The organism is Shewanella sp. MEBiC00475 (assembly GCF_005234075.1).
GTDB lineage: Bacteria > Pseudomonadota > Gammaproteobacteria > Enterobacterales > Shewanellaceae > Shewanella > Shewanella polaris.
Window position 1 is genome coordinate 1,704,313 of the sequence record NZ_CP039928.1, and the last position, 12,017, is coordinate 1,716,329.

The following is a 12,017-nucleotide window of genomic DNA, read 5'->3' on the forward strand; positions in this document are numbered from 1 at the left end:
ATTTTTTTGAGTCGTAAAGACCGCCAAATAAAAACATCGCAATATAAAAGGGTCTGTCATTTTTCCATTATGGCATCGGCTCTTTTAGTTTCATGTTTATATGCGGCACCGACTCAAGAATTAAATCAACAAGAAACTATTTCAGTGTTATCAAAACACTATGGCGATCGAGCAGGGTTACGAGCAAAAGCTTGGTTTAACATTCTCAATGACTCACAACAACTTGCAGATATAGACAAGTTAGAAAAAGTTAATCAGTTTTTTAACTTATTTCGATTTATTGATGATCAAACTTTGTGGGGTGAGTCTAATTACTGGGCATCACCGATGGAGTTTATTGGTGCCAATGGCGGAGATTGCGAAGATTTTTCAATCGCAAAATACTTCACCCTTCTTCAACTTGGCATTGATGAAGATAAACTCAGGATAACCATGGTAAAAGCAACATCATTGAATCAATATCACATGGTGCTTTCATATTATGAAAAACCAAATTCGATTCCATTAGTGCTCGATAATTTAGATAAAACCATAAAGTTAGCAACTAAACGTAAAGATCTTCTGCCTGTTTACAGCTTTAATGGTAAACAATTATGGTTAAACAAAGAGAAAGGTCGTGGTGTTTTAGCGGGTTCATCATCACGTCTTGAAAAATGGACTGACCTTAAATATAGATTGAGTGTAGACCGTTTACGCCAACCCAAACTCAACATGGAGTAGTCACAACATGACCCTGTTCAGGCAGATCTATGCGTTACTTTTCGGGCTTTTCTTGTTAACGATTGCAAGTGTTGCCTATGTGCAATTTTCAGAAACTCAACGTTTTTTAACAACACAAATGGAATCTGATCTCAATAATACCAGTAATTCATTAGGATTAATGCTGACACCCGTGTTAGAAGCTGGCGATGATGCCGGTGCAGAAACCTTGGTCAATGTTATTTTTGAGGGCGGTTATTACCAACAAGTTAAGTTAACTTGGTTAGTAGATGGTAAACAACAAGTATGGAATAATGCGATTCGAGTCGAAGATGTACCGCAATGGTTTATCGACTTAAATCTATTTAAAACCATAAGAAAAGAAACCACTATTACCTCTGGTTGGTTACAATTAGCAACATTAGAAATTACTGCTCACCCTGGTTTTGGCTACCATGAATTATGGCGAACCATTTCAGATATTATCATTCTATTTTCGATTTTATTTCTCATCGCTATCCTATTTGCAAGAGTGGGATTGAGTTGGATTTTAAAACCCTTAAATACACTTTCGATACACGCAAAAAAAATTGCCGACCGTCAATTTGGCCCCGATATGCCAACGCCAAAAACAAAAGAGTTAAAAGAACTGGTCAATGCATTTAACAGTATGTCTGCTCAATTAAAGCAAGTGTTTAACTCACTTGACGAAGAAGTCTCCGCGTTAAGAAAGAAAAATCTTGTTGATCAAGTATCCGGATTACCTAATAGACAGTATATGGTCAGTCGCGTTAATGGTTGGTTGAGTGAGCCTAGCACTGGCGCATTTTATTTAGTCAAAATGGATTGGTTAGAAGAAGTTCATAGCAAATACGGCTTCCAAGTTAGGGATGAAACCATCCGCATTCTGGCGGAGAAACTACAACATCATCAAGATCAAATATCTCCCTCTGTTATCGCACGCATTGCAGCTTATGAATTTGCCTTCCTTGTTGAAGACTGTGAACATGATCAATTAACTAAGTATTTACAAAGTTTAATACGGACGGTTAATAAAGAAATATCTAAATCCGGCTGTAAACCAAACGAACAGTTTTATATTGGTGTGGCAGAGCGTCTGGGACAAATGACCGTATCAGATATGTTGGCCCAGGCAGATAATGCTCTCCAACAATCTATTAAAGAAGGCAAAGTATTTCATTGGTTTGAGAACACTCAAAAGCAATTATTCACTCGAGAAGAGTGGCGCAGTAATTTGAATCATGCAATAAAACATAAAAAGTTCCAATTCCGTTGGCAACCGATTCAACTTTGTGCCAAAGATGAAATTTGTCAACGAGAACTATATTGCCAACTGCAAATAGACGATACAATTCTGCATGCTGGTCAGTTTATGCCCTATGTGGAATTACTCTCATTAGGCACAATGCTCGATCGCTGTTTAATAGAAACGGTAAGTGAGCACCGTTTATTGGAACGTAATTATGAACGAGTCGCTATTAACCTCACCTATCAAAGTATTAGTGATGCTGATTTCCATATTTGGTTAAAGCAATTTCTTAGAACCAATAAATATACTAATCGCATTTGTTTTGAAATTCCTGAAGCGAGTGTTTATAGCGATTTAGAATCTTGTGAAAATCTCTGTAAAATCATCCGAGATTCAGGAGCTCTCTTTGGGATTGACCATTTTGGCCGTCAATTTGGTTCAATGGCCTATTTACAAAGCTTGCGCCCACACTATGTTAAATTAGATCAATCATTTGCTTATATTGAACACAACCAACATAACAGTGAGTTATGCAGAGCGTTAGTCAACGTAGCCAAAGGCTTAGATATTCAAGTAATTGCGACGGGTATTCAAGAGAAGGAACAACTTACTCGCTTTACTGAATTGAGGGTTGATGCATATCAGGGATTTATAGTTCCGCCTATTAATGTGACGTTATAAATAATATTGACTGAACACTTAATAAAAAAACCACTCTTCGGAGTGGTTTTTTTATGCCATCGTTATTGACTCACCGAACATGATGACAAGCCCAATAGCTGTGTTGATTTCTATCAAAATGTTAACCAAGTGATTCATGCTTCAACACCTAGCTCGATTGAAATGTCAGGATAATACTTATTAAACAACTACCAAGTTTGTTCATATGATTGAGCGATACATTTACGGGATAGAGTCGGGTAATAAATTGTGGATACTATTAATTTGAAATGTCATGAGGTGACATATTTCATCTGTTTGTTTTTTATCTCATTTGATCCAGATTGAAATTAGTTAACCACAACAAACGTATCGATGTTACAGAGGCGCTTCGTTATAACAGCATACAGATTAATAAAAAGCATTAAACCTAGCACATAGACAGTACAAGCGCCGTTAAAGTGGATATAAACAATGTAATTGATATTATCCATTGTTAACGCTGGAATATTAGCAACAAAATGGACCATCGAAATGATTAATTGAAATGACAAAAACAAAAAAGCCACTCTAATGAGTGGCTTTTTTGTAAATTGGTCGGTGATAGAGGATTCGAACCTCTGACCCTCTCGTCCCAAACGAGATGCGCTACCGGGCTGCGCTAATCACCGAAATTTTCTTTATTTCTAACTGTAAGCTCATTAAAATAACTAATCAGAATACATAAATGTGGTCGGTGATAGAGGATTCGAACCTCTGACCCTCTCGTCCCAAACGAGATGCGCTACCGGGCTGCGCTAATCACCGAAAATAAAACTATATAAAACGACAAATTGAATGGGGTGACTGATGGGGCTCGAACCCACGACAACCGGAATCACAATCCGGGACTCTACCAACTGAGCTACAATCACCACTGACTTTCAATTCTACTAACCAATACGACAGAAACAGTACATGCCGAATGGTGCGCCCAGAAGGATTCGAACCTTCGGCCTTACCCTCCGGAGGGGTACGCTCTATCCAGCTGAGCTATGGGCGCTCGCCTTGGTTAGCGACGCATATAATAAGGATAAACCTACCTCACGTCTAGCCCTGATTTGCTTTTTTTAACTGACTGGTTAACTTTTGACTCATTTACAATAACTATTTACGAATTCATTATAATTATTAACTTTATACTTACATTGATTTAGCTTGGATCACATTAGTATTTATGGTAAATATAATGGTTGTTCAACAATAATTCTTCACATAATTAATAAGATAAGAAGAACAGGTAATATGGAAACGGATTTAAGCCTCTTAAAAGCATCTCAACGAGTCGAGCACCTACAAAAAAGGGTTGCGCGCTTGAAAGGTCTAGCCAAAAAGTATAAACGTTCTGAGATTATTCAGAATGCATTACTCGGCATTTCCAATATTGCAACTCAGGTCACATCTCTGGATGACTTTTATCAACGGGTTCATTTACATTTACAGCAACTCATTCCTGCAGAAAACTTTTTTATTGCATCTCAAAACCCAAAAACCGGACTGACAAGTTTACCTTTTTTTGCCGACCAACAAGATTCACACCCAACGGAACTCTACCCAGATCAAGAAATATCAGCATTACTCAATAGTGGTTTAACCGGTTATGTGCTTCGTAATGGCGCACCTTTATTATGTGACGATAATAAATTTGAGGAATTGATAGCCAGTGGTGATATTAAAAGTCTTGGCTCTCCTAGCCATCAATGGCTCGGTGTCCCAATTAAAAATCAAGATGTTGTTAGTGGTGTACTGGTAGTACAAAGTTATAATCCAGCTAATACCTACGGTGAATTAGAATTGGAACTGATGGGCTTTATTTGCCACCATATTTCTGGGGTAATGGAACGATTAGAGCACCATGAACAACTTGAACAAGCCATTATTGAGCGCACAAAAGAGCTCAGTGAAGCATATGACAAAGTCAAAATTGAAGTAAAAGAACGCGTAAAAGCAGAAAAATTACAAAAAGCGCTTTTTGAAATTGCAGATCTGTCTGCATCTAAGGTATTTCAACAAGATTTTTATTTACGGCTCCATACGATTATCAGTCAATTAATTCCTGCCAACAACTGTTTCATTTCTCTGATTGACGACGATAATATGCTGTCATTTCCTTTTTATGTGTCACAAAGGACTACTGAGTATCCAGCCTCACGCCCAATGCAAGATGGCTTAACTGAATATATTTTGCAACATAAGTTACCACAGTTATGGTCAGCAAAAGAGATTGCTCAAATGGTCACTGTGGGTGAAGTGTATGCAAAATCCCCAAGTTTGAATAAAACTCAAGAGATGCACCAATGGATTGGCATTCCGTTAATGATTAATGGCGACATTGGCGGTGCATTGACAATTTACAGTCTGGATGATGAACATATATATCAATTAAAAGACTTAGAATTACTGACTTTCGTGTCACAACACATCGCCAATGCAATTGAACGAAAGCAAGCAGTTGAATCACTCAAAAATAGTTATGAACTGCTAGAAGATAAAGTAATAGCCCGTACCCAAGCGCTGGCCGAATTAAATAGTAATCTCCAACAAGAAATAAACCAACGTCGAAAGATAGAGGCTCAACTGGTTCATGATGCACAACACGATGGATTAACAGGTTTACCCAACAGATGTTTTTTGATGGACCGATTGTCACAAGCATTAAAACATTTCCGACGCCATGGATTAGATCAGTTTTCGCTATTATTCATTGATTTAGATAGATTTAAAGTAATAAATGATACTTTTGGTCATTTAGAAGGTGATCGCTTCCTCATTGAAACCGCAAAACGATTAAAGTCGTGTATTCGCGATAATGATACCCTCGCACGGATGGGGGGAGATGAGTTTGTAATATTACTTGATTCAATTAATGCGACAGAAGATGCAAAAGACGTCAGCGAACGAATTTTACATTCCTTATCAATGCCATATCAATTAGCCAAACAAGATTTTATTTCAGGAGCCAGTATTGGTATCGCCTTTAGCAGCCATAATAGAATGATCACCAGTGAATCCATCTTACGAGATGCTGATGCCGCGATGTATCAAGCTAAAGCCAATGGCAAAGGTTGTTATGTCATTTTTGATGACAAACTCAGTCTACAAACAAAACAACAATATGACTTAGAGATTGACTTCAAAAAAGCTTTAGACCGACAAGAATTTGATATTTATCTCGTTGAAATCGTGGATTTTAGTAGCGGTGAAATTATTGCTATTGAGCCACAAATAGAATGGCACCACCCAGAACAAGGCAAAATTGAACATACCAAAATGAAGCATCTTGCTGCACGATACCAGCTCACGCTCGATTTAGATGGCTATATTTTTAGTTATTTGCAGAACCAATATCAATCACTAAAACAACAATATAATAAGGATGTAAGCTTGCATCTGTCGATTAGCAGTCAGCATATAAAAAATAAATATGTATTACGCAATTTAAAAAATACCATAAAAAGTAGCAGCATCAACGTCAACAAACTAATGCTATTCTTCAACGAAAAAGCCCTAGTGCAAGATATCGAAAACCACATCAATGGTTTCGAGCTTATCTCACAATTAGGAGTCAACATCGGTATTGATGGTTATGGAACAGGTTATAGCTCATTAAGTTGTCTCAGTTTCTTACCCATTAAGGCATTAAAATTAGATAATGATATCAGTAAGCACTTACTGAATGAGAAACAATTACAATTAGTGAAAGCTTATCAATTGACGGCTAATACACTTAATTTTGATATGTACGCCACAACCGTCGACACCCAGCAACAAGTCAGGCAGTTTTTAGAGCTCGGTTATGCTCGAGGTCAAGGACGAGCAATTAGCAAATTATTTACCGAAAATAAAATCAACATAAACCCTGAACTTAATCAATTAAATCTGAATGGTTAGGCTTATTTTTTAAACATATCACGTATATTGGCGATATGACTTTTACTGGTTTCCACGCGTTGCTCTTCCGTTTGTACTGGTTTACGGTTTTCCCAAATTAAATCATCTTGCGGTAACTCAAGTAAAAAACGGCTTGGCTCACAACGCATCGTTTCGCCAAACTGACGTCGCTCGCGGCATATCACAAACCACAACTCGCGCTGTGCCCGAGTAATACCCACATAAGCCAGACGTCGTTCTTCATCTACATTGTCTTCATCAATACTCGACTGATGCGGTAATATCCGTTCTTCAACACCCACCATAAACACAAAAGGATATTCCAATCCTTTGGAAGCATGTAAAGTCATTAATTGCACTTGGTCGCCACCTTCATCCTCGCTATTACGTTCCATCATGTCGCGCAGGGTTAATCGAGTAACCACTTCAGGCAAGGTCATCGGTTCATCTAATTCATCACCTTCAAGCATTTCGGTAACCCAGCGGTATAATTCTGAAATATTCTTCATCCGCATTTCTGCCGCTTTGGCGCTGGTACTGGTTTCGTATAGGTAATCTTCGTAATTTATTTTGCGAATAAGTTGCTTAATCGCGTCAACAGGCTCTCCACGGGTGGCGACCTCACCGGTATCAACAATAAATTTGCCAAACTGATACAAGGAGTTAACTGCAGCAGGCGCTAAATGATGGTTGAGCTCAACATCAAAAATCGCTTCAAATAACGAGATATGCTTTTGATTAGCAAAATTACCCAAGCGCTCCAGTGTCGCAGGCCCAATACCACGCTTAGGTAAGTTAACCACTCGCAAAAAGGCATTGTCATCATCAGGATTCACCACTAAACGCAAATACCCCATAATATCTTTAATTTCTGCTCGAGAGAAAAATGAGGTGCCACCACTCAGTTTATAAGGGATCCGGTTAGTCATCAGAGATCGTTCTAGCAAGCGAGACTGATGATTACCACGATACAAAATGGCGTAATCACCAAACTTAGTTCGCCCAACAAACTTGTGACGAATGATTTCGGCGACTACTCGTTCAGCTTCCTGTTCTTCATTTGCGGCAATTAATACCCTAAGCGGCTCACCATAAGCTAGCTCACTAAATAACGCTTTATCGTACACGTGAGGGTTATTAGCAATCAAAATATTGGCCGCACGAAGAATACGTTGGCTCGAACGATAGTTTTGCTCTAATTTAATCAATTTAAGTCGGGGGAAGTCAGTCCCAAGTAACACTAAATTTTGCGGTTTCGCACCACGCCAAGAATAAATAGATTGATCATCATCTCCAACCACGGTAAAGCGTGAACGTTCACCCACCAAAAGTTTAACTAATTCATATTGGCTGGTGTTGGTGTCTTGGTATTCATCCACCAACAAATATTGAATTTTGGTTTGCCAACGAGTTCGAACATCTTCATTCATGCGTAACAATAAGGTGGGAAGTAATATGAGGTCATCAAAATCGAGAGCATTATAGGACTTCATATGTTGAGCATAGCGTTGATACAACATAGCAAACAATTGGCTTTGTTCATCTTTTGCCATACTGATTGCTTGTTGAGGAATGATTAACCCCCCTTCCAATTTGAAATTGCAGATGCCAAGGATTTGATCAGATCTTTATCTTCATCGAGTTCATCTTCAGTCAACTCTTTTAATAATGCGAAAGTGTCTTGATCATCGAATAAAGAAAAACCCGCTTTAAGCCCAAGCACTTTATGCTCGCGTTTAATAATTTCGAGTCCTAAAGTATGAAAGGTAGAAATCCATAATCCACGAGCTTCTTTGCGCCCCATAGACTGTGCCACACGTTCTTTCATTTCACGCGCGGCTTTATTGGTAAAGGTGACAGCGGCAATATTGCGGGCTTTATAGCCACATTTTTCGACTAAGTAAGCAATTTTATTAATGATTACTCGTGTTTTACCACTTCCAGCGCCTGCGAGTACTAAGCATGGACCCGATACATAGTGTACCGCTTCATTTTGCCCTGGATTGAGTTTCATTAATCATTACACCTTACTTAACCTTAAACGAGGACGGATCATAGCAGAATCAACTGGTGACGGTTAACGAAAAATCACAGTTAAGGTTTGGAAAAACGCTTACCTCGGTTACAATTAACTCAATATCTCAGTAGGGAATCATTATGATTAATCCAAAGAAAATTGAAGAGCTCGCTAAACAACTTAGCGACAATCTGCCTAACGGTGTAAAGCAGTTTGCCGGGGAATTTGAAGAGCGCAGTAAACAAGTACTGCAAAACCAACTGATGAAGCTGGATGTAGTATCGCGCGAAGAATTTGAAGTGCAACAACACGTATTGCTTAAAACCCGCGAGAAGCTTGAAACACTTCAAGCACAAGTGAATGAGTTAGAAAAAAAGCTTACTGAGTAGCTCACCAGAATTAGAGATAATACTTGATGTTACTGGCTCTGAAATCGTTTCGATTAACTTTTCAGATATAAAAAATGACGCTATTTAGCGTCATTTTTTTACTTACATTAGCTGAGTAAACCTCAGTTCTGGTTAAGAGACTCTTCTAATGCATATACACAAATGGCGACGTTTTCACGACGAGCACTAAAGCCCATTAAACCAATACGCCATGCCTTACCCGCTAAAGCACCTAAGCCAGCACCAATTTCTAAATTATATTCTTCCAATAAATACTTACGCACGGCAGAGTCATCAACACCATCGGGAATATACACAGTATTAAGTTGTGGTAAACGTGATGCTTCTTCAACCACAAATTCAAACCCAAGTTTGGTTAATCCATCACGCAAAAATAGGTGCATTTTACGATGTCTTGCCCAGGCATTTTCGAGCCCTTCGTTGGCTAACAAACGCAAAGACTCGTGCAGTGCGTACAAAGCATTAACAGGGGCGGTATGATGATAACTGCGTTTAGCGCCTGCACCATTCCCCCAATAACCCATCACTAAGGTTTGATCTAAGAACCAACTTTGTACTTGAGTAGTACGGGCTTTTAACTTAGCAACTGCCTTAGGCGAAAATGACACAGGAGATAAGCCAGGCACACAAGACAAACATTTTTGACTACCCGAATAAATGGCATCAATTCCCCATTCGTCCACCAGCAACTCCACGCCACCTAATGATGTTACCGCATCAACAATGCTGATACAGTCGTGTAATTGCGCTAAGGTACACAAGGTTTTGGCATCAGACAGCGCACCTGTTGAGGTTTCAGCATGCACAAAGGCTAAGAATTTTGCATCAGGATGCGCAACAAGCGCAGCTTCAACTTTATCAGGGCATACTGGTTCGCCCCATTCATTGTCGACCACTACCGCAACACCGCCAACACGTTCAACGTTTTGGCGCATTCGCTCACCAAATACACCATTACGGCACACAATGACTTTCTCGCCTGGCTCGACTAAATTAACAAAACAGGTTTCCATACCGGCACTGCCTGGTGCTGATACGGCTAAAGTCATTTCATTTTTGGTTTGAAAGGCGTATTGAATGAGGCTTTTTAGTTCATCCATCATACCTACAAAAAGTGGATCAAGATGACCAATAGTCGGTCGAGCTTGCGCAGCAAGTACTTCAGGATACACATCAGATGGGCCTGGGCCCATTAGGATTCGGCGTGGTGGCATAAAAGCTTGAATTGTTGGTACGGGTAACATCAATGTCTCCTTAAAATGAGGTCTTATATGCTCGTATTACCAGCATATGGAAAAATTCACCCTACATATAAAGCAACCCCAATCGCATAATGCAATAACCGCATCGAGCATTGGCAGTGTTGGTACTCACCCACGAATATATTTTCGTTTTAGGCGCACTGACAATACCACATTGAGGCATTAAATTACCTCAGTATGGTATTTTTAATATCAATCATGCCTTAGCTTTAGTGCTATTCAAAAATAACTGATAAGCCGGACTATGAGTCTCTTCTTGATACACAAAACCTAAGTCTGTTAAAAACTGGGCAAATGCGACATCATCATTCGCAGGTACTTCAAAGCCTGTTAATACTCTGCCAAAGGCTGCACCATGGTTGCGATAATGAAATAAACTGATATTCCATTTACTCTGTAAAGTAGTTAAAAACTTCAACAACGCCCCAGGATGTTCAGGAAACTCAAAACTAAATAAGCGCTCTTCTAGTGGTTCTAGTGGATGACCACCCACCATATAACGCACATGTAATTTTGCGGTTTCATCTTGAGATAAATCTTGAACCTCAAAGCCTTCCGACTCAAGTAACGCGATAATATCCGCTAACTCGGTTTGTCCACCCGTTAGTCGAATTCCGGCAAATACCACCGCAATATCACGACTGCTAAAGCGATAGTTAAACTCGGTCATAACACGGTTATTCAGTAACTGACAAAAGCGTAAAAAACTGCCTGGTTTTTCAGGTATTTTGACCGCTAACACCGCTTCTTTTTGTTCACCTAATTCACAACGCTCAGACACATAACGTAAGCTATGAAAATTAACGTTAGCACCACTTAAAATAGCAGCCACTTTTTTAGGTGCATCGATGGCGTCACCCTGTTGAGCCATGTACTTTTTAAGCCCAGCAATCGATAAAGCCCCTGCGGGTTCGGCAATCGCTCGGGTATCTTCAAAAATATCTTTGACTGCCGCACAAATTTCATCAGAAGTGACAGTAACCACTCCATCAACGTATTCACGCGCTAATCGAAATGGCTCATCACCAATACGTTTAACGGCAACCCCATCAGCAAACAAACCAACTTGAGCCAGAGTGACTGGTTCATCGGCTTCTAACGCGGCTTTTAAGCAGGCTGCGTCTTCTGGCTCGACCCCAATGATTTTAACTTGTGGCATCACCGCTTTGTAATAAGCTGCAATGCCTGCTATTAGTCCACCACCGCCAACCGGTACAAACACGATTTCAATATCACGTTGTTGCTGCACCATTTCTTGGGCAATGGTGCCTTGACCGGCAATCACCGCTTCGTCATCAAACGGGGCGATATAAACACGCCCTTCTGTTGCTGAAAGGTTTTTAGCATAATCATTCGCTTGATCAAACGCTTGTCCGTGTAGCACTACTGTGCCACCCAAGCGCTTTACTGCATCAATTTTAATATCAGGTGTCGTACTCGGCATCACAATAACCGCATCAATACCGCGGCTGGCGGCTGACATTGCCACACCTTGAGCATGGTTACCCGCCGATGCACACACCACACCTCTATCACATTCATCTTGAGTTAACGCAGCGATACGGTTGTAGGCACCACGTAACTTAAATGAATGCACGGGTTGCATATCTTCACGCTTTAAATACACCTGACAACCAAATCGAGCAGACAATTTATTCATGCTCGACAATGGCGTCACTTTAGCCACATCGTAAACCGACGACAGCAAAATTTTCTGTAAATAATAATGAGCGAGATCTAATTGAGCTTTAGACGCCAAAGCCAACATA

At 39.8% G+C, this 12,017-nt stretch carries 6 protein-coding genes, 4 tRNA genes and 1 pseudogene; 4 read left to right on the plus strand and 7 right to left on the minus strand.

Going from position 1 to position 12,017, the window contains the following annotated elements; genetic code table 11:
* The first annotated feature begins 69 nt into the window (after positions 1–69).
* Both FCN25_RS07490 and FCN25_RS07495 read left to right on the plus strand, forming a co-directional pair.
* Positions 70–720, plus strand: coding sequence for a transglutaminase-like cysteine peptidase (locus FCN25_RS07490; RefSeq protein ID WP_137227355.1), 651 nt, complete (start codon positions 70–72; stop codon positions 718–720).
* A gap of 7 nt (positions 721–727) precedes the next feature.
* Positions 728–2,650 (plus strand): EAL domain-containing protein, encoded by a 1,923-nt coding sequence (locus FCN25_RS07495; protein WP_137223436.1) that lies wholly within the window; start codon positions 728–730, stop codon positions 2,648–2,650.
* A gap of 573 nt (positions 2,651–3,223) precedes the next feature.
* On the opposite strand, the gene FCN25_RS07500 is transcribed toward FCN25_RS07495, so the two are convergent.
* The 4 genes from FCN25_RS07500 to FCN25_RS07515 form a co-directional block, all read right to left on the minus strand.
* Positions 3,224–3,300, minus strand: a tRNA-Pro gene (locus FCN25_RS07500).
* Positions 3,301–3,359: 59 nt separating this feature from the next.
* Positions 3,360–3,436 (minus strand) — tRNA-Pro (locus tag FCN25_RS07505).
* A gap of 31 nt (positions 3,437–3,467) precedes the next feature.
* Positions 3,468–3,543 (minus strand) — tRNA-His (locus tag FCN25_RS07510).
* Positions 3,544–3,594: 51 nt separating this feature from the next.
* Positions 3,595–3,671: transfer RNA gene (locus tag FCN25_RS07515), tRNA-Arg, on the minus strand.
* Positions 3,672–3,913: 242 nt separating this feature from the next.
* On the opposite strand from FCN25_RS07515, the gene FCN25_RS07520 reads away from it, so the two are divergent.
* On the plus strand, positions 3,914–6,559 hold the full coding sequence (locus FCN25_RS07520; RefSeq protein WP_137223438.1) for a diguanylate cyclase: 2,646 nt from the start codon (positions 3,914–3,916) through the stop codon (positions 6,557–6,559).
* A gap of 2 nt (positions 6,560–6,561) precedes the next feature.
* Here the strand turns inward: FCN25_RS07520 and rep are convergent.
* A pseudogene (rep, locus tag FCN25_RS07525) lies at positions 6,562–8,573 on the minus strand (DNA helicase Rep).
* 143 nt (positions 8,574–8,716) lie between these two features.
* Here rep and FCN25_RS07530 point away from each other — a divergent pair.
* Positions 8,717–8,965, plus strand: a complete 249-nt coding sequence (locus tag FCN25_RS07530; RefSeq protein WP_137223440.1) for an accessory factor UbiK family protein — start codon at positions 8,717–8,719, stop codon at positions 8,963–8,965.
* 122 nt (positions 8,966–9,087) lie between these two features.
* Here the strand turns inward: FCN25_RS07530 and FCN25_RS07535 are convergent, their stop codons facing one another.
* Positions 9,088–10,230 (minus strand): alanine--glyoxylate aminotransferase family protein, encoded by a 1,143-nt coding sequence (locus FCN25_RS07535; RefSeq protein ID WP_137223442.1) that lies wholly within the window; start codon positions 10,228–10,230, stop codon positions 9,088–9,090.
* A gap of 214 nt (positions 10,231–10,444) precedes the next feature.
* Positions 10,445–12,016, minus strand: coding sequence for a threonine ammonia-lyase, biosynthetic (ilvA, locus tag FCN25_RS07540; protein WP_137223444.1), 1,572 nt, complete (start codon positions 12,014–12,016; stop codon positions 10,445–10,447).
* Between the last annotated feature and the right edge of the window lies 1 nt (position 12,017).

Coding starts and splice junctions, on each gene's coding strand:
- FCN25_RS07495 (WP_137223436.1), top strand. CDS start 728: ATGACCCTGTTCAGGCAGATCTATGCGTTACTTTTCGGGCTTTTCTTG.
- FCN25_RS07535 (WP_137223442.1), bottom strand. CDS start 10,230: ATGTTACCCGTACCAACAATTCAAGCTTTTATGCCACCACGCCGAATC.
- FCN25_RS07490 (WP_137227355.1), top strand. CDS start 70: ATGGCATCGGCTCTTTTAGTTTCATGTTTATATGCGGCACCGACTCAA.
- FCN25_RS07520 (WP_137223438.1), top strand. CDS start 3,914: ATGGAAACGGATTTAAGCCTCTTAAAAGCATCTCAACGAGTCGAGCAC.
- ilvA (WP_137223444.1), bottom strand. CDS start 12,016: ATGTTGGCTTTGGCGTCTAAAGCTCAATTAGATCTCGCTCATTATTAT.
- FCN25_RS07530 (WP_137223440.1), top strand. CDS start 8,717: ATGATTAATCCAAAGAAAATTGAAGAGCTCGCTAAACAACTTAGCGAC.